The sequence below is a fragment of the Nonomuraea monospora genome (genome assembly GCF_039531895.1).
Taxonomy (GTDB): domain Bacteria; phylum Actinomycetota; class Actinomycetes; order Streptosporangiales; family Streptosporangiaceae; genus Nonomuraea; species Nonomuraea monospora.
In genome coordinates this window covers 269315-287803 of sequence record NZ_BAAAQX010000009.1, presented here as the reverse complement: position 1 = coordinate 287803, position 18489 = coordinate 269315, and the positions used below count along the sequence as shown (strand labels likewise).

Genomic DNA, 18489 nt, shown 5'->3' with positions numbered 1-18489 from the left:
CATGTTCTTCGAGTCAGTACGGACTGAAGAGATCAACCCCCGATTAGCCGACATCGAGCTCCCCGCCTGGCTCGGCCCGCCCGTCAACGAGATGGGCACGCTGCTGCCCATGGAGCGGCTGCTGGCCCGCAGCGACAACGTGGTGCTCAACCTGGCGTTCGTACGCGCCTACCGGGCTGGCTGCTCGTTCCAGGTGGAGATCGCCTTCAGGCAGGGCGACCTCCACGGCGGCGACTTCCTGGAGCTGCACATGATGGCGATGTACGCCACGCCCCGGTTCACGCTGCGCGCCGGCGAGCCGCTGCCCGACCGGCTGCTGCGGTGGGGCGTGCGGTTCAGTGACGGCAGGAAGCTGACCAGCATCGACGACAGGAGCGGCGAGCCGTCCGCGCCGCTGCTCCAGGCGATGCACCAGGGCGGCGGCGAGACGGGCTCCATGCTGGGCGGGACCCGGCTGTGGTTGTGGCCGCTGCCGCCGCCCGAGCCGTTCGAGCTGGCCGTCGAGTGGCCCATGGGCGGCATCGGGCTGACCATCGTCGAGCTCGACGGCGCCGCCATCGTCGCGGCCGGCCGCCGCTCCACCGACTTCTGGCCCTGATCAGGACGACATTCCCGACATCCCGCCGGAGATTTTTCTCTGCGTACTGATGCGTTCATTGTCCGGTTAAGGGAAAGCAGTGTGATCCTGAGGTGTTCTCTCCACGTTCGTGGCTTGCCGCGGCGATCACCGGCGCATTAGTCGGCACCGTCGTCGCCGTCCCGGCATCAGCCGCACCCGTTCGCACCCCTGACCCCGCCGCCCACGTCGATCCGCTGATCGGCTCGGCCGGAGGCGGCAACACCTATCCGGGGGCCGTCGTCCCGTTCGGGATGATCTCCTGGAGCCCCACCAACACGGCCGGCGACCAGACCAACGCCGCCGGCGCCAACGGCTACTCCTACAACACCCCGCGCGTACGCGGCTTCGCGCTCACGCACGTCAACGGCGCGGGCTGCCATCCGGGCGCCGCCGGGGACGTCCCGATCATGCCGTTCGCCGGCGAGGTCACCTCGTCCCCCACCACGGACACCACCGACGCGCTCTACGCGAGCACCTTCAGCCACGACAACGAGAGCGCGAAGCCCGGCCGCTACACGGTCACGCTCGACTCCGGGGTCAAGACCGACCTGTCGGTCACCACCCGCGCGGGCGTCGGCGAGTTCACCTTCCCGCAGGACAAGCAGGCCAACCTGCTCTTCCGCGTGTCGAACTCGCTGAACGGCAGCGAGGACGCCGAGATCACCATCGACCCCGCCACCCGCACGGTCACCGGCTCCGTACTGACCGGCGCGTTCTGCGGCCGGCGCGCCAACGGCGGCGTGAACAACCGCAAGACCTACTACCGGCTGCACTTCGCCGCCACCTTCGACCGCGCCTTCTCGGGCACCGGCACGTGGGTGAACGGCGAGCTGCGCGAGGACACCACCACGGCCTCCGGCGGCGAGGGTTACGCCACCGGCGCCGACCGCGCGGGCAAGGGCTCAGGCGGGTACGTCAGCTTCGACACCACCTCCGACGCCGACGTGCGCATGAAGGTCGGCATCTCCTACACCAGCCTCGACGCGGCCAGGCAGAACCTCGCCAAGGAGATCTCCCGCCGCGACGACGTGGCGTCCGTGGCGGACAGGGCCCGCCGCGCCTGGAACGACAGCCTGCGCTCGATCGAGGTGGCGGGCGGCCCGGCCGACCAGCTCACCACGTTCTACACCGCGATGTACCACTCCTACCTCCAGCCGAACGTCACCAGCGACGTGGCGGGCACCTACCTGGGCAGCGACCAGAAGGTGCACCGGCTGGCCAGGGGGCAGCGCGTCCAGTACGGCAACTTCTCCGGCTGGGACCAGTACCGCGCCCACACCCAGCTCCTGGCCCTGCTCGAACCGCAGGTCGCCGGCGACTACGCCCAGTCGCTGTACAACCTGGCGCGGCAGAACGGCGGCGTCTGGGACCGCTGGGTGCACGTCAACGGCCCCACCCACGTCATGACAGGCGACCCGTCGGCCCCTGCCCTGGCGGGCTTCCACGCGCTCGGGGTGCGCAACTTCGACGTGCGGGGCGCGTTCGACTCGCTCTACGAGCAGGCCACCGTGCCGCACGAGTCCGGGCTGTCCGACAAGGGCTGCCCAGGCCAGTGCGAGGGCCAGCGTCCGAACCTGGCCGAGTACCTGCGCCTGCACTACGCCCCGCAGGACACCTGCCACTGCTGGGGCGGCGCCGCCGAGACCCTGGAGGACGCCACGGCGGACTTCGCGCTGGCCGACTGGGCCGGCCGCATCGGCCGCGAGCGGGAGCGCGACGAGCTGCTGCCGCGCGCGAGCTGGTGGCGCAACACGTTCAACCCGTCCGCCGGCGCGGAGGGCGGCTACCAGCAGGCGCGCAAGGCCGACGGAAGCTGGCTGTGGCCGTTCTCGCCGACCTCGGACGCCGGTTTCGCGCAGGGCACCAGCGCCACCTACACCTGGATGGTCCAGCACGACGTGTCGGGCCTGGCCGCCGCCATGGGCGGCAAGGAGCAGGCGGCCAAGCGGCTCGACACGTTCTTCCACCGTCCGGACGGCTCGTGGGCGACCGGCGGCGACGGCTTCCGCTACGACCCCACGAACGAGCCCGGCATCCACGTCCCGTGGCTCTACAACGCGCTCGGCCAGCCGTGGAAGACCCAGGAGACGGTGCGCGCGATGGCGTCGCTGGTCTACAGGACCGGCCCCAGCGGCCTGCCGGGCAACGACGACCTCGGCACCATGTCCGCCTGGTACGTCTTCGCCGCGCTCGGCATGTACCCGCAGACGCCCAGCCGCGCCGAGATGCTGCTGTCCAGCCCCATGTTCCAGAAGGCGTGGATCAAACGCGGCAACGGCCGCACGATCACGGTGACGGCCCCGCAGGCCGCGCCCGACGCGATCTACGTCCAGGACGTGAAGGTCAACGGCCGCGCGTACACGAAGTCCTGGCTGCCCGAGTCGCTGCTCAACCAGGGCGGCGAGGTCGCCGTCAACGTCGGCGCCACCGCGAACCAGCAGTGGGCCACCGCCGCCGCCGACCTGCCCGTGGACCACGTGCCGGCCGCGCAGACCCCGATCCCGAACCTGCCCGCCGCGTGCGAGCCGGTCGGCGCGGCCTGCGCGCAGCGGCTCCAGTACGACGTGGACGGCGTGGCCACCGCCGACGCCAAGGCGCAGGGCAACCTGGACGGCAAGGGCTGGAGCTTCCCCGCCGAGCAGCTCCCCGCCCCCGGCCCGTACGAGGGCTACCTGATCCCCGACACCAAGGGCACGGCGGGCAACTTCCACAGCCTGCGCGGCCAGCGCACCTACCTCACGCCGGGCCGCTACCAGGCGCTCGACCTGCTGGTCACGGCCGTCAACGGCGACCAGCAGACCGAGCTGACGATCGCCTACGCGGACGGGACGACGTCCACGGCGCCGCTCAAGGTGACCGACTGGGCGGCGGCTGCCCCGCGCTTCGGCGAGGAGGCGGCCGTCACGGCGGACACCCGCTACAACGTCAACGGCACCGCCGACGGGCGCAAGGTGAGCATCTGGCGCGTGTCGGTGCCGGTGGACGCGGCCCGCGAGGCGGTCTCGTTCACCAGCCCGGCCGCCGCCAACATCAAGATCCTCGCCCTCAGCACCAGGACGTAAACCGGCACCCGAAGGCGCCGAGGCCCACCCGCGTCAATGGGCGGGCCTCGGCGCCCATCGCGAGACGCCTAGCGTGCCAGCGCCTTGGCGTAGCAGCGGGTCAGGGGCGCGTCCACGTACCGCCCGTACGGCTCGGTGAGCGTGTACGCGCACCGCTCGTACAACGCGATGGCCTCGGGCTGCCGCAACCCGGTGGCCAGCCGCAGCCGCTCGTACCCGAGGCTCCTGGCCAGCTCCTCAAGGGCGGAGAGCAGCGAGGTGGCGATCCCCCGCCCACGCTGCTCCGGCACCACGTACATGCGCTTGAGCTCCCCGGTGACGTCGTCCACCGGCTGCACGGCCCCGCACCCGACGGCCCGCCCGTCCACGGAGGCCACCAGGTACCTGGCCCCCTCCTTCACCTGGGAGCGCCCCTCGGCCCCGTACCGGGCGACCAGCTCCGCGAAGGCCGCGTCGAGCAGGGCGGCCAGCTCGCGGTCCGCGACGGCCCGCTCCTCGATCTTCACCCCGACATGGTACGAAAAGCCCTACAGCCCGAGCATCTGGGCGGGCTCCGCCAGGATCTTCTGAATGATCGACCCAGCCGCCCCGAGCACGGCCGCGTCGCCCCCCGTCCCCGAGACCACCAGTGCGGGCGGCGTCCCCCGCATCTGCCCCAGCCTGGCCCGCATCCCCTCCGACACCGGCCCCTCCAGCCAGCGGAACAGCGGCGCGTAGACCCCGCCGAGCACGATCCGCCCGGGGTCGAGCAGGTGCACGGCGGAGGTGAGCGCCACGCCGAGCGCGTGCCCGGCCCGCTCGCACGCCTCCCGCGCCCGGACGTCGCCCGCTTCCAGCCGTACGACCAGTTCGCCGACGGAGGCCGCGTCGCCGAGCAGCGCGTCCTGGCCCGCGTAGACCTCCAGGCAGCCCCGCCCGCCGCACCGGCAGGTGGGCCCGTCCGGCACCACGACCACGTGCCCCAGCTCGCCGGCCAGCCCGAACGTGCCCCTGAACACCATGCCCCCGACCACCAGACCGGCGCCGATGCCGATCTCGCCGGAGACGTAGAGGAAGTCGGGCTCCCGCGAGCCGAACCACAGCTCGCCGAGCGCCGCCAGGTTGGCCTCGTTGTCGACGACGAACGGCAGGTCCACCAGGTCCTCGACCCGGACGTCCCGCCAGCCCAGGTGCGGCGCGCTGCGCAGCACCCCGCCCTCGACCGTGCCGGGCACGGCCAGCGCCGCGCCGATCACCCGCAGCCCGCCGGCCTCGGCCTCGGCGGTGACCTCCTTGACCAGGTCGCGCAGCTCGGCCAGGATGCGCGCGGGATCGGAGTTGCGGTTGTCGGCGGGCCTGACGCGCCGCAGCCGCACGTCCCTGGTGACGTCGACCACGCACGCCGCCAGGTAGTCGATGTTGATCTCCAGCCCGAGCGCGGCCACCCGGTGGCCGCTCAGGCTGACCGCCACGCCGGGCCGCCCCCGTTCGCCGCCCCGCACCGCGCCGCTCTCGGTCACCACGCCCGCCTCCAGCAGGTCCGCGACCAGGCTGGATACGGTGGTCTTGGTGAGCCCGGTGCTCTCAGCCAGCGCCGCGCGGGTGTGAGGTCCTGACCGGTGAATGGTCGCCAGGACTACGGCCAGGTTACGGGCGCGCATGGAATCATGCCGGACCCCTCTTGACGACACCATGCCCACCTCCTCAGGATTAATACAGATTATGGACTAAAGCCCGCGAAGGATGGAAATGACCGCTTTCACCCCGACTCCTGATGACCGCTTCACCTTCGGCCTGTGGACCGTGGGCTGGCAGGCCCGCGACCCGTTCGGCGACGCCTCCCGCCCCGCGCTCGACCCGGTCGAGACCGTCCACCGCCTGGCCGAGCTGGGCGCCCACGGCGTCAGCTTCCACGACGACGACCTGCTCGCCGTCGAGCCCGACCGCGACAAGGCCATCGCCGCCTTCAAGAAGGCCCTGGACGAGACCGGCATGAAGGTCCCCGCCGCCACCACGAACCTGTTCACCCACCCGGTGTTCAAGGACGGCGCCTTCACCAGCAACGACCGCGACGTGCGCCGCTACGCGCTGCGCAAGGTCATGCGCAACCTCGACCTGGCCGCCTCGCTGGGCGCCACGACGTACGTGTGCTGGGGCGGGCGCGAGGGCTCCGAGTCCGACGCCGCCAAGGACGTCAAGGCAGCGATGGGCCGCTACAAGGAGGGCCTCGACCTGATCTGCCAGTACGTCATCGACAAGGGCTACGACATCCGCTTCGCCATCGAGCCCAAGCCGAACGAGCCCCGCGGCGACATCCTCCTGCCCACGATCGGCCACGCCCTGGCCCTGATCAACGAGCTGGAGCACCCCGAGATGGTGGGCGTCAACCCCGAGGTCGGCCACGAGCAGATGGCCGGGCTCAACTTCGTACACGGCATCGCCCAGGCCCTGTGGCACGGCAAGCTCTACCACATCGACCTCAACGGCCAGCACGGCCCGAAGTACGACCAGGACCTGATCTTCGGCCACGGCGACCTGAAGAGCGCGTTCTTCCTGGTGGACCTGCTGGAGACGCACGGCTACGACGGCCCGCTCGTCTTCGACTACAAGCCGCTGCGCACCGACGACCCCCAGGACGTGTGGGACTCCGCCGCGGCGAACATGCGCACGTACCTGATTCTCAAGGAGAAGTCGCGCGTCTTCCGCGCCGACCCCGAGGTGCAGGAGGCCCTGCGCGCCTCCCGCGTGGACGAGCTGGCCCAGCCCACGCTCGCCGCCGGCGAGACCTGGCAGGACCTGGCCAAGGACGACTTCGACGTCGAGGCCGCCGCCGCCCGCGGCTTCCACTTCACCCGGCTCAACCAGCTCGCGCTCGAGCACCTCATGGGGGTACGCGGATGACCCGACCGATCAGTGTCCAGCTCTACACCGTCAGGGACGAACTGGCCGCCGACCGCGACGCCGTGCTGACCAGGATCGCGCAGATCGGATACCGGGCCGTCGAGCCCTACGACCCCACGGCCGACCCGGAGGGCTTCCGCCGGGTGGCCGACGACCTCGGGCTGACCGTGTCGGGCACGCACGCGTACGCGCTGCTCAGCCAGGAGCCCGCGCGGGTCTTCGACGCGATCGCCACGGTCGGCACCGACAAGGTGATCATCCCGGGCGGCATCGCCGAGGAGGAGTTCACCACCCGCGACGGCCTCGCGCGCACGGCCGACCTGCTCAACACCCTGGGCGAGCAGGCCGCCCCGTACGGCATGCGGATCGGCTACCACAACCACTGGTGGGAGATCGAGCCCAAGGTGGACGGCCGGCACGCCATCGAGGTGCTGGCCGACCTGCTCGCCCCGCAGGTGTTCCTGGAGATCGACACCTACTGGGCGGCCGTGGGCGGCGCCGACGTGCCCGCCCTGCTCGGCCGCCTGTCGGAGCGGATCGACGCGCTGCACGTCAAGGACGGCCCGGGGGTCAAGGGCGAGCCGCACGTCGCGGTGGGCGCGGGCGTGATGCCGGTGCCGCAGATCCTCGCCGCCGCCCCCGGCGCGTGGCGCATCGTCGAGCTGGACGAGTGCGCCACCGACGTCTTCGCCGCCCTCGCGGACAGCCACGCCTACCTCACCTCCTTGGAGGGCTCTTGAGCAACGGCCCGGTCGGCGTCGCCATCGTCGGCGCCGGAGTCATCAGCGGCCAATACCTCCGCAACCTCAACGCCTTCCCCGACGTGCGCGTGGTCGCCGTCGCGGACCTCGACACCGACCGGGCCGCCGCCGTGGCCAGGGAGCACGACGTGCGGGTGTCCGGCACCCTCGGCGCCGTGCTCTCCCTGGCGGAGGTGGAGCTCGTCGTCAACCTGACGATCCCGGCCGCGCACGCGGCCGTCGCGCTGGAGTCGCTGCGCGCCGGCAAGCACGTGTACGGGGAGAAGCCCCTGGCCATGGACCTGGACGAGGCCGCCAAGGTGATGGCCGAGGCCGAGCAGCGCGGGCTGCGGGTGGGCGGCGCCCCCGACACCTTCCTCGGCGCCGGGCTGCAGTCCGCCGTGCACGCCCTGCGCTCGGGCGCCATCGGCGAGCCGATCGCCGTCACGGCCGCCACACAGAGCCTCGGCCCGGAGTCCTGGCATCCCAGCCCGGAGTTCCTGTACGCGCGGGGCGGCGGCCCGCTGTTCGACCTGGGCCCCTACTACCTGACCGCGCTGGTGTCCATGCTCGGCCCCGTCAGCCGGGTGGCGGCCGGCACGCGCAAGGCCCGCGAGCAGCGCGTCATCGGCTCGGGGCCCAAGGCGGGCACCCTGTTCCCCGTGGAGGTGCCCACCCACGTCAACGCCCTGCTGGACTTCCCCGGCTCGGCGACGGCGTCGGCCACCTTCAGCTTCGACTCGGCCGTCAACCGCCGCCTGATCGAGATCATCGGCACCGAGGGCGCCCTGTCGCTGCCGGACCCCAACACGTTCGAGGGGCCGCTGCTCGTCCGCGGGCCGAGTGACCTCGACTGGCGGGAGCTGCCGGTGACGGGCACCACGGCGGGGCGCGGCATCGGCGTCCTGGACATGGCCAGGTCGATCCGCGCGGGCACGCCGCACCGCGCGTCGGGCGCGCTCGCGTACCACGTGCTCGAACTGATGTCGGCGATCACCGAGTCGGGCGAGCGGGCGCGGTTCGCGCCCGTCGCCTCCACCGTGGCGGCGCCCGAGCCGCTGCCCAAGGGCTGGGACCCGCACGCGGCGACCCTGTCCTGACGCCGTGGGCGGCGGGCCCCTGTCCTGACGCCGAGGGCGGCGGGCCCCCGTCCTGACGCCGTGGGCGGCGGGACCCCCGCCGCCCACGCAAAGTTACTTCATCCTTACACAAAGGAGTCATCACCTTTCGGACTGGGCACTGTTACGGTGAGTAATCGTCTCGTAACAGCACTCCGAAGGGGATCCCATGCGCGTCCTGATCCAGCTCCGCCCGGCCCCTGACGTCGTCGCGTCCGTGATCGACCCCGGTGTCCGCAGCGTGGTCTCCGACGTCGTCGCCGAGCTCCCCGGAGTCCTCCTCGACCGGGCGTTCACCCCCGTGGCCGTGCCCAGGCCCGTCTCCGCCTCCGGCGGCCCGCTCTCCCTGCACCAGCGGGTGCAGTTCTCGATGGCGCCGGAGGACGCCTCCGTGCTCGTCCGCGGCGAGATCTCCGACGCCGAGCTGAGCACGCGCACCTCGCTGCTGTCCTCCTCGGTGCGCGAGGTCGCCGGCGTGTTCGCCGATCCGGTGATCCAGTCCCATCCCACCTGCGGCGACAGCGGGCCGGTGGGCGACTGGGAGGAGGTCAGGCGGCTGCTGCACACCTACGACCTGTGGTCAGCCGGCCACGACGGCGAGGGCGTGACCATCGCCGTCGTCGACACCGGCATCAACGCCGACCACGTCGCCGCCCGCATCGGTCACGACGTGACCATCGACGCCGACCGGAGCTGGAGCCCGCCCGGGGTCGACAAGGCCCCGGGCCGCTACCCGGTGAGCCACGGCTCGATGTGCGCCTTCGACACCCTGATCGCCGCGCCCAAGGCGACCCTGCTCGACATCCCGGTCCTGCTCAGCCGCCAGCCGGGCCCGACCGCCGACGGCCTGCTGTCGGACGCGGTGGCCGCCTACTCCCACCTGGGCGGCGTGCTGCGGGCCATGCCCGCCGACTCCAGGTCGCTGGTGATCAGCAACAGCTGGGGCCTGTTCTCGCCCGACATGGACTTCCCGCCCGGCCACCCCGGCAACTACTCCGACAACCCGGCGCACCCGTTCAACGTGATCGTCGGCAGCCTGGAGGAGGCGGGCGCCGACATCCTGTTCTCCGCGGGCAACTGCGGGCGCGAGTGCCCCGACGGCCGCTGCGGCTTCTCCGAGCGGTCGATCGCGGGCGCCAACTCGCACCCGCAGGTGCTGTCCGTCGGCGGCGTCGACACGCGCGGCGAGCGCGTCGGCTACTCCTCGCAGGGGCCTGGGCGGTTGTCGGAGCGCAAGCCCGACCTGTGCGCGTACACCCACTTCGCCGGGTCCGAGGCGGTCGGCGCCGCCGACACGGGCACGTCCGCGGCCTGCCCCGTGGCCGCCGGGGTGGTGGCCGCCGTGCGCACGCACCGCTCAGCGGCCGAGCTGTCGCCCGCCCAGCTCCGTACGCTGCTGCACCGCACCGCCGACGACCGCAGCACCGTCGGCTTCGACCACGACTACGGCTTCGGCGTCATCGACCCGCCCGCCATCCTGGCCGCGCTCGGCAGGCAGAACCGCAACCGCGCCGCCTGACGCCCGACTGACGCCGACTGACATGGCCATGGTCCAGGTGCGACTGCCGCCAGAAGCCACCCTCGCCGACGCGTTGCGGCTGCTCGGCCTGTCCGAGGAGGACGCGGACGCGGGCTACGGCCTGGTGGCGGTCGTGCCGGGGCTGCGGATCCTGCGCGTCACCGAGGAGGCGGCCCAGCGGCTGATCCGCGACCTCGCCGCCGGGCGGCTCCCCGTCGGCGTCGCGGACGTCTTCTCCGACCCCCGCGTCGAGCCGCACCGGCCCGAGGATCGGTGACGCGCCCGCTCGCCACACGGGCAGGATCGGTGACGCGTTGGCTTGAATCGTGCGGACCCGCAAGAATGGCGCGATGGCTGACAGTGCCGAGACCGACTGGGTCTCCAGGTTCGCGGACGAGGTGATCTCCGAGGCGGAGCGACGTGCCTCGGGCAAAACGATCGTCTGCGCCTCCGGGCTGAGCCCGTCGGGCCCGATCCACCTCGGCAACCTGCGCGAGGTGATGACACCTCACCTGGTGGCCGACGAGATCAGGCGCCGCGGCCTGGACTGCGTGCACCTGCTGTCGTGGGACGACTACGACCGCTTCCGCAGGGTTCCCGCGGGCATCGACCCGTCGTGGGCCGAGCACATCGGCAAGCCACTGACCTCGGTGCCCGCCCCGCCCGGCAGCCCGTACGCCAACTGGGCCGAGCACTTCAAGGCCCCCCTGACCACCGCGCTGGCGGAGCTGGGCGTGGAGTACCACGCCATCAGCCAGACCGAGCAGTACACCTCGGGCGTCTACCGCGAGCAGATCCTGACCGCCGTGCGCGAGCGGGCCAGGATCGACGCGGTGCTGTCGCGCTACCGGCTGAAGCAGGCCGACGGGGCCGAGCGGGCGGCCGACGACTACTTCCCGTACAAGCCGTACTGCGACCTGTGCGAGCGCGACCTGACCACGGTCACCAACTACGACGACGAGACGACCGAGCTGGCCTACACCTGCGAGTGCGGCTTCGGCGAGACGGTGCGGCTGGCCGAGCACGACCGCGGCAAGCTGGTGTGGAAGGTCGACTGGCCGATGCGCTGGGCGTACGAGGGAGTGATCTTCGAGCCGTCCGGGGTCGATCACCACTCGCCCGGCTCTGCGTGGATCGTGGGCGGCCAGCTCGTCGGCGAGGTGTTCGGCGGGCAGCAGCCGATCGGCCCGATGTACGCCTTCGTCGGCATCACCGGCATGGCCAAGATGAGCAGCTCCAAGGGCGGCGTGCCGATCCCGGCCGAGGCGCTGGAGATCATGGAGGCGCCGCTGCTGCGCTGGCTGTTCGCCCGGCGCAAGCCCGCGCAGTCCTTCAAGATCGCCTTCGACCAGGAGATCCAGCGGCTCTACGACGAGTGGGACTCCCTGGGCCGCAAGGTCGAGGCCGGGCAGGCTCAGCCCGCCGAGCTGGCCGCCTACAACCGGGCGGTGACCACGGCCGCGGGCCCGCTGCCCGCCACGCCGCACCCGGTCGCCTACCGCACGCTGGCCTCCGTCGTGGACATCACGACGGGCCACGCCGAGCAGACCCTGCGCATCCTGCGCGACCTCGACGGCGTCGAGACGCTCGGCGAGGTCAGCCCCCGGCTGGAGCGGGCGGAGCGCTGGGTGGAGCTGCACCTGCCCGCCGACCAGCGCACCCGGGTGCGGGAGTCGCCGGACCAGGAGCTGCTCGACTCGCTCGGGCGGGCCGAGCGCGAGGGGTTGCGGCTGCTGGCCGACGGCCTCGACGACTGGACGCTGGAAGGGCTGACCGCGCTGGTGTACGGCGTGCCCAAGATCCAGGCGGGGCTGCCCGCCGACGCCAAGCCCACCCCCGAGCTGAAGACGGCGCAGCGGGCCTTCTTCACGCTGCTCTACCGCCTGCTCGTCGGCTCCGACACCGGCCCCAGGCTGCCCACGCTGCTGATGGCGGTGGGCGCCGACCGGGTGCGCAAGCTGGTCGGCGTGTGAAGGGCGCGGTCCTGATCACGGGGATCTCGGCGTCGGGCAAGTCGACCGTGGCGCAGGCGCTGGCCGAGCGCCTGCCGCGGGCGGCCCACGTCCGGGGCGACGCGTTCCGCCGGATGGTGGTCAGCGGGCGCGCCGACATGACGCCGGAATTGCCCGGCGAGGCGGTGCGCCAGCTCCATCTTCGTTACCGAATTGCAGCCAAAGCGGCGGACATGTATTTCGATGCCGGATTCACACCAATAGTTCAAGATGTGATTCTCGGTGGCGATTTGGAGCTGTTCACGAAGCTGGTCGGTACGCGTCCCTTGCACGTGATCGTCCTGGCCCCCGAGGCCGCGGAGGTCGAGCGCCGCGAGGCCGCCCGCACCAAGTCCGGCTACGGAGGCGGCTGGACGATTGCCCAGCTAGACGCGGCACTACGGCACGAGACGCCCCGCCTCGGCCTGTGGCTCGACACCACCCGGCAGAGCGCCAGGGAGACCGTGGACGAGATCCTGGCCAGGGCGGGGGAGGCCCAAATCGCCTGAGATTTCGCCATGCGCATGATCTATGCAAGGAGCTGTTAAGCGGTCTGCATGCGTCACGGCGCACCTTGATGACATGAACAAGCAGCCTTTCGCCGCCAGCGTCAGCGTCATCGTTCCCGCGATGAACGAGGCCGAGAACCTTCCCCACGTCTTCGCGACGCTGCCCGACTGGATCGACGAGGTGATCCTCGTCGACGGCAACTCGACCGACGACACCGTCGCCGTCGCGCGGAGGCTGCGCCCCGACCTGCGGGTCGTCGTGCAGAGCCGGCGTGGCAAGGGCAACGCCCTCATCGAGGGCTTCCAGGCCGCCCGGGGCGACATCATCGTCATGATCGACGCGGACGGTTCCACCGACGGCCGGGAGATCCGCTCCTTCGTCGCCACGCTGATGAACGGCGCCGACTTCGCCAAGGGCTCCAGGTACGCCCCTGGTGGCGGCTCGGACGACCTCAGTCCGATCCGCTCGCTCGGCAACAAGGCCCTGACCGGCCTGACCAACTTCCTCTACGGCACCCGCTACACCGACCTCTGCTACGGCTACAACGCCTTCTGGGCCCGCCACCTCGACGTCCTCGACCTCGACTGCGACGGCTTCGAGATCGAGACCCTGATGAACGTGCGCGCCGCCCAGGCCGGTCTCATCATCCGCGAGGTCCCCAGCCACGAGCGCTCCCGCATCCACGGCGTCAGCAACCTGAACGCGGTGCGCGACGGCTGGCGGGTGCTCAGGACGATCTGGCGCGAGCGCGCCCGCGGCACCGCCGTGACCGCCTCCCAGACCCAAGTGGCACTGGCCAAGTAGGGGGTGACATCCTCGAACGATGCGTTACATAGTGATCGGAGCAGGAGCAGTCGGGGGAACCATCGGTGCCCGCCTGTTTCAAGGTGGGCACGAGGTTCTTCTCATCGCGAGAGGAGCCCACTACGAGGCCCTCCGGCGCGACGGCCTGCGACTGATCACCCCCGAGTCCTCCGAGACCCTGGACATCCCCGCCGCCGACGGCCCCGTGCCCACGCGCGATGACGACGTGCTCATCCTGGCGACCAAGTCGCAGGACACGATCGCCGCGCTCGCACCCTGGCCGGCCGACCTGCCCGTGGTGTGCGCCCAGAACGGCGTCGCCAACGAGCGCATGGTCCTGCGGCGGTTCGAGCGTGTCCACGGCATGTGCGTGTGGTTGCCCGCACAGATCCCCCAGCCCGGCGTCGTCGCCGCCCACGGCCACCCCTACTCCGGCATGCTGCACGTCGGCCGCTATCCACAGCCTGTGGACGGCGACGACCTCGACGCGCGCATCGCCGACGACCTGAGCAAGCGCGGCCTCGTCGGCCGGGCCGTGCCCGACGTGATGCGCTGGAAGTACGCCAAGCTCCTCGGCAACCTGGGCAACGCCGTCGAGGCGCTCGTCGGCCACGTGCCCGGCATGGCCGAGGTGGCCGCCGACGCCAGGGCCGAGGCCAGGGCCGTGCTGGAGCACGCCGGCATCGCGTACGCCACCCCCGAGGAGGAGGCCGACGTCCGCGGGCGCCAGGTCGACGCGCGCCCCATCGAGGGCGTCGCGCGCGGCGGCGGGTCGTCGTGGCAGAGCCTGGCCAGGGCCGCCGGCTCGATCGAGGCCGACTACCTCAATGGCGAGATCGTCCTGCTGGGCCGCGAGCACGGGCTGGCCACCCCGGTCAACGAGACGCTGCGGCGCGAGGCCAACAGGTTCGCCCGCGAGAGGCAGGCGCCCGGGTCGATGCCGGTGGAGACCCTGCGGGCCCTCATCGACGCGCGTTCCGCAGCCGGATCCCGCTGAACTCCAGACTGCTGGCCGTCACCTGGTTCCAGAACGGCCACAGGTTGTCCAGCACCCTGAGCTGGATCCCCGCCTCCTCGTGCAGCTCGAACAGGTCGCCCACCGGCTCGGGCGGGCCGAGCGGGATCACCGGCTCCTTGGAGACCACGGCGTGCGGCGGGTCGCCGATGGGCTTGAAGCCGGCGGCGGGCAGGCGGTAGGCGAACAGGCGCACGTCCATCAGCGCCTTCAGCCAGCAGTACTCGACGGCGTGCACCCGCTCGCCGCACCCGGCGCCGATGATCCGGGCCGTGTCCTCCTCGGTGGTGCGCGGCCCGCACCAGGCCAGCGCGCGCGGGCAGGCCCTGGGGAACCAGTAGTCGGGGCACCGGTCGTAGCCGACCGCCCACACGTACGGCTCGCTCTCCCTGCTGGTGACCGCCACGTGCGGCACGAAGCGCTCGATCGTCGGATCTTCGGAGAAGTGCAGGACCTCGCCCCGCTCGGGTCTCATGGACGCCATCATCGCGCATACCCGGCCGATCTACGGGCAGAGGAAACGCCTCTTACGACAAGGGGTGAGTTGGATGATCGTACTGGGAGTTCTCCTGATCCTGCTCGCCGGCGCTGCTGTCGCTCTGGTGCTCACCGAGGAGAGCGCCAGGTACATCCTGTTCGGCTACACCTTCGAGCCCAACCACGTGGAGATGTTCCTCGCGGGGGCGGCCGCCGCGGCCGTCCTGCTGCTGGGACTGTGGATGCTGGGCTCGGGATCGCGCAGGACCGCCAAGCAGCGCCGCCGACTGCGCAGCGCCAGGGCCGAGGCCTCCGACCGGGTCGCCCGGCTGGAGGGTGAGAAGCGAGACCTGGAGCGGAAGCTGGAGCGCGAGCACGCGCAGGCTGAGCAAGCTCAGACCGAGCACGCGCTCGACGACCGCTCCGGTGACCGGCTCGTCGCCCGCGGCGAGGACCGCCGCTAGGGCGCGAGCACGACAACCGTCAGACCGCGTCCGCGCTCTGGCGGGAGGGCACCAGCTTGCCCTCCCGCCAGAGCGCGAATCCGGTGATCACCGCCCCCAGCCCCTCCCAGAGCCCGACGCCGAAGAACTTGCCCGGCGCCGCTCCCGTCAGGACCAGCGTGGTGAAGACCGCGAAGGTGACGAGCCTGAAAGGCACGGTCCAGCGGAAGAACGGGGTGTAGTCGTGCGAGGCGGCGAACAGGTAGTAGACGCCCATGTTCACGGCCGCCATCGAGCTGGCGGCCATATAGACCAGCGTGTAGTCCCCGGCGGGGCGCACGTCGAGCACCTCGAATCCCAGCATGGCCAGCAGCGTGCCGGGCGAGATCAGCCCGAGCAGGCCGAGTGCGAAGGCGAGGAATCCGAAGACCGCGATGGTCCAGCCGGAGAAAGAACGCGGAAGACGCACAGAAATCCTTCCAAAGGGGGGTGTACTCTGCGAGGCGATCTCATCATGCACCCGGAGGTCGCATGCCCCCCACGCGTGGCCGCCCCATCGCGCTCAAACTTCTCATCCTCCTGCTCGTTCCCCTGCTCTCCCTGGTGGGTCTGTGGGCGTTCGCGGCGGGCCTGACCGGTGGCGCCGGCCTGCGCCTGTTGTCGATCAACGACCTGGCGACCAACCTGGCGCAGCCGTCGGAGACCGTCAACATCGAGCTGCAGAAGGAGCGGCTGGCCTCGGTGGAGTTCCTGGTGACCAGGCAGGGCACCGCCGCCATGGCCGAGCAGCGCGGGCGTACCGACCGGGCCGTGAAGACCTTCCGCTCGCTGGCCGGGAAACTGCGTGACCTCTCACCCGAGATGACCACGCAGCTCGGCGCACTCAACCTCAAGCTCGACCAGCTCGCCGACGTGCGCAAGGAAGTGGACGGCACGCTCGTCGCGCCGCTCGACGTCATCGACGGCTACAGCCAGATCGTGGACGCCTCCTTCCGCATGTACGACGCCATGGTCCTCGTCCCCGACATGGCCCTCTACCAGCAGGCCCGCGCCGTGACCATGCTCGGCGAGGCCAAGGAGGTGCTCTCCAGGGAGCGCGCGGTCATCGCGATCGTGCTCGCCACGGGCAGGGTCGAGCCGCGCGAGCGCGAGTCGTTCACCGGGATGGTCGCGACCAGGCGGCTGCTGTTCTCGCAGGCGCTGTCGCACCTCGACGGCAGCCTGCGCGGCCCGTACGGCAAGATGGCCGGCTCCCCCGTCTACGAGGAGTTCCTGCGGGCCGAGGACGCCATCAAGGGGCAGGCGGCCGTCAACGGGCTGCCCGCGGGCGCGGCCACCTGGCCCATCGACGCCCAGAACCTCTGGGTCGCCGTCGAACGCAACCAGGCCAAGGCCACCCAGGGCATCGTGAGCCGGGTGACGCCCACCGCCATCGGCATGCTCGTCAAGCTCGGCGTGGCGGGCGGCGTGGGCCTCGTCGCGGTCATCGCCTCGATCCTGCTCTCGCTGCGCTTCCGCAAGCGCCTGGTCCGCGAGCTGGCCGGGCTGCGTGACGCGGCCACCGAGCTGGCCGAGGTACGGCTGTCCGGGCTGGTCAAGCGGCTGCGCACGAACACCGAGCCGCCGACGGCCGCCGAGGTGGCGCCGCTGGAGGTCAAGGCGCACACCTCCGAGGTCGCCGACATCGTCCGCGCCTTCAACGACGTGCAGTCCACGGCCGTCGAGGCCGCCGTCGACCAGGCCAGGCTGCGCCACGGCGTCAGCCAGGTCTTCGTCAACCTGGCCAGGCGCAACCAGTCGCTGCTGCACCGGCAGCTCCTGCAGCTCGACAGCATGGAGCGGGCCACCGAGGCGCCGGAGACGCTGGCCGACCTGTTCAAGCTCGACCACCTGACCACCCGCATGCGCAGGCACGCGGAAAGCCTGATCATCCTCTCCGACCAGGCGCCGGGCCGCGGCTGGCGCAACCCGGTGCCGGTCCTCGACGTGCTGCGCGCCGCCGTGGCCGAGGTCGAGGAGTACGAGCGGGTCGAGGTGATGCAGCCGCCGCCCGTCGCGCTGCTCGGCTCGGTGGTCACCGACGTCGCCCACCTGATGGCCGAGCTGATCGAGAACGCCACCCTCTTCTCGCCGCCGCAGACCCGGGTGGACGTGCGCAGCGCCGTCACCCCGCACGGCCTCGTCGTCGAGGTCGAGGACCGCGGCCTCGGGCTGCCGCGCACCGAGCTGGACGAGCTGAACGAACGGCTGACCAACACGCCCGAGTTCGACCTGGCGCAGAGCGATCGGCTCGGGCTGTTCGTCGTCTCCCGGCTCGCGGCCAGGCACGGCATCAAGGTCGCCCTGGTGCCCTCGCCGTACGGCGGCCTGACCGCGATGGTGGCCCTCCCCTCCGCCCTCCTCGCCGACCAGCCCGCGCTGGCCGGCAGGTAAGCCCCTAGGGGAGGACCTGGAGGAGCGCCTGCTTCTTGGCCTTGGCGGGCTCGGCGATGCGCTGCGTCTCCTTCCCGGCGCCGTCGAGCACGACCAGCGTGTTGTGGGAGGCGCCCGCGACCCGGACGACCATCCGCCCGTCCTTCAGGTACAGGGCGCCGATCAGCTTGCCCTTGACCGCGGGCGCGCGCTTCTTGCCCGTCACCATGTCGAGAATGACCGGCTTGTACGCCACCGGCCAGCTCCCGTCACCCAGCGTGGACGGGTCGGCCGGGACCTCCACGACGGCGTTGCGGCCGTTCGGCGACAGGCTCTGTACGTGGGTGATCCACGTGACGCCCTTCGCCCTGGCCGCCTTGCCGGTCTTGACGTCGAGCCGGTAGAGGGCGTTCGCCTCGCCGGTGTAGCCCGCGACGTACCGGCCGTCGGCGGACCAGGCGAGGTGGCACACGCCCGCCGACCTGCCGAGTTTGCGCGGGGCGGCGCTGCCGTCGGCCTTGACGGCCATGATCGTGTCGCCGGCCTGCGTGTACGCCACCTGCTTGGAGTCGGCGGACCAGACGGGGGTCAGGCACGGGGTGCCGCCCTGCAGCCCGCTGACGATCGTGGTGGTCTTCGCGCCGTCCCTGACCTGGAGCTTGCCGCCCGTAGTGACCCAGGCCGCCTTCCTGCCGTCGGGGGAGGCGGCGTACTGGGGCATGGCGCCTGACTTGGCGATCGTGCTCCAGTCGCCGTCCTCGTACCTGTTGAGCTGGTTACCGGAGGCGGTGGCGTAGACGGCGGCTCCGGACAGCTCGGATGCGGCGGCCGACGCCGGGAGCGAGGTGGTCAGGAGCGCGACGGCACCTGCCGCAACGAGAATCTTCATGACACGACAT

The 18489-nt window shown here is 71.6% G+C and carries 18 protein-coding genes; 13 read left to right on the top strand and 5 right to left on the bottom strand.

The genetic code is table 11. The features are described from left to right. Position 1 precedes the first annotated feature (1 nt). On the top strand, positions 2 to 598 hold the full coding sequence (locus ABD331_RS20570) for a hypothetical protein (protein WP_344477049.1): 597 nt from the start codon (positions 2 to 4) through the stop codon (positions 596 to 598). 92 nt (positions 599 to 690) lie between these two features. Beyond that, complete coding sequence (locus ABD331_RS20565; protein WP_344477047.1) at positions 691 to 3681, top strand: GH92 family glycosyl hydrolase; 2991 nt, start codon at positions 691 to 693, stop codon at positions 3679 to 3681. A gap of 68 nt (positions 3682 to 3749) precedes the next feature. On the opposite strand, the gene ABD331_RS20560 is transcribed toward ABD331_RS20565, so the two are convergent. Next, on the bottom strand, positions 3750 to 4187 hold the full coding sequence (locus ABD331_RS20560) for a GNAT family N-acetyltransferase (RefSeq protein ID WP_344477045.1): 438 nt from the start codon (positions 4185 to 4187) through the stop codon (positions 3750 to 3752). A gap of 21 nt (positions 4188 to 4208) precedes the next feature. Further along, positions 4209 to 5321, bottom strand: coding sequence for an ROK family protein (locus ABD331_RS20555; protein ID WP_344477042.1), 1113 nt, complete (start codon positions 5319 to 5321; stop codon positions 4209 to 4211). Between the two features lie 88 nt (positions 5322 to 5409). Here ABD331_RS20555 and xylA point away from each other — a divergent pair, with 88 nt between their 5' ends. The 9 genes from xylA (at position 5410) to ABD331_RS20510 (ending at position 14240) form a co-directional block, all read left to right on the top strand. Continuing rightward, positions 5410 to 6561, top strand: a complete 1152-nt coding sequence (gene xylA, locus ABD331_RS20550) for a xylose isomerase (RefSeq protein ID WP_344477041.1) — start codon at positions 5410 to 5412, stop codon at positions 6559 to 6561. Beyond that, a complete protein-coding gene (locus ABD331_RS20545) occupies positions 6558 to 7301 on the top strand; it encodes a sugar phosphate isomerase/epimerase family protein (protein ID WP_344477039.1) in 744 nt (247 codons plus the stop codon). Before xylA ends, ABD331_RS20545 begins: the two co-directional genes overlap by 4 nt. Beyond that, complete coding sequence (locus tag ABD331_RS20540; RefSeq protein WP_344477037.1) at positions 7298 to 8401, top strand: Gfo/Idh/MocA family protein; 1104 nt, start codon at positions 7298 to 7300, stop codon at positions 8399 to 8401. Before ABD331_RS20545 ends, ABD331_RS20540 begins: the two co-directional genes overlap by 4 nt. 187 nt (positions 8402 to 8588) lie before the next feature. Beyond that, positions 8589 to 9938, top strand: coding sequence for a S8 family serine peptidase (locus tag ABD331_RS20535; protein ID WP_344477035.1), 1350 nt, complete (start codon positions 8589 to 8591; stop codon positions 9936 to 9938). A 22-nt stretch (positions 9939 to 9960) separates the two neighbouring features. Further along, the gene (locus tag ABD331_RS20530; protein WP_344477033.1) at positions 9961 to 10215 is read left to right on the top strand and encodes a hypothetical protein; all 255 of its coding nucleotides are present in this window, start codon (positions 9961 to 9963) and stop codon (positions 10213 to 10215) included. Between the two features lie 73 nt (positions 10216 to 10288). Next, positions 10289 to 11911, top strand: a complete 1623-nt coding sequence (gene lysS, locus ABD331_RS20525; RefSeq protein ID WP_344477031.1) for a lysine--tRNA ligase — start codon at positions 10289 to 10291, stop codon at positions 11909 to 11911. Next, complete coding sequence (locus tag ABD331_RS20520; RefSeq protein WP_344477029.1) at positions 11908 to 12438, top strand: AAA family ATPase; 531 nt, start codon at positions 11908 to 11910, stop codon at positions 12436 to 12438. Before lysS ends, ABD331_RS20520 begins: the two co-directional genes overlap by 4 nt. A gap of 73 nt (positions 12439 to 12511) precedes the next feature. Next, on the top strand, positions 12512 to 13243 hold the full coding sequence (locus tag ABD331_RS20515) for a glycosyltransferase family 2 protein (protein WP_344477027.1): 732 nt from the start codon (positions 12512 to 12514) through the stop codon (positions 13241 to 13243). A gap of 19 nt (positions 13244 to 13262) precedes the next feature. Then, entirely contained in the window at positions 13263 to 14240 is a 978-nt protein-coding gene (locus tag ABD331_RS20510; RefSeq protein ID WP_344477025.1) for a ketopantoate reductase family protein, read from the top strand. On the opposite strand, the gene ABD331_RS20505 is transcribed toward ABD331_RS20510, so the two are convergent. Further along, the gene (locus ABD331_RS20505) at positions 14206 to 14733 is read right to left on the bottom strand and encodes a DUF6886 family protein (RefSeq protein WP_344477023.1); all 528 of its coding nucleotides are present in this window, start codon (positions 14731 to 14733) and stop codon (positions 14206 to 14208) included. The genes ABD331_RS20510 and ABD331_RS20505 overlap by 35 nt on opposite strands. Before the next feature lie 73 nt (positions 14734 to 14806). Here ABD331_RS20505 and ABD331_RS20500 point away from each other — a divergent pair, with 73 nt between their 5' ends. Then, positions 14807 to 15199 carry a hypothetical protein gene (locus ABD331_RS20500; RefSeq protein WP_344477021.1) on the top strand — a complete coding sequence of 131 codons (393 nt, stop codon included), beginning with the start codon at positions 14807 to 14809 and terminating at the stop codon, positions 15197 to 15199. A gap of 19 nt (positions 15200 to 15218) precedes the next feature. Here ABD331_RS20500 and ABD331_RS20495 read toward each other — a convergent pair whose 3' ends face one another. Then, on the bottom strand, positions 15219 to 15647 hold the full coding sequence (locus ABD331_RS20495; protein ID WP_344477019.1) for a hypothetical protein: 429 nt from the start codon (positions 15645 to 15647) through the stop codon (positions 15219 to 15221). 62 nt (positions 15648 to 15709) lie between these two features. Between ABD331_RS20495 and ABD331_RS20490 the strand changes: the two genes are divergently transcribed. Further along, positions 15710 to 17611: a sensor histidine kinase gene (locus ABD331_RS20490; protein ID WP_344477017.1), complete on the top strand. Its 1902-nt coding sequence runs from the start codon at positions 15710 to 15712 to the stop codon at positions 17609 to 17611. A 4-nt stretch (positions 17612 to 17615) separates the two neighbouring features. Here the strand turns inward: ABD331_RS20490 and ABD331_RS20485 are convergent, their stop codons facing one another. Next, positions 17616 to 18479 (bottom strand): TolB family protein, encoded by an 864-nt coding sequence (locus ABD331_RS20485; protein WP_344477015.1) that lies wholly within the window; start codon positions 18477 to 18479, stop codon positions 17616 to 17618. Positions 18480 to 18489: the final 10 nt, after the last annotated feature.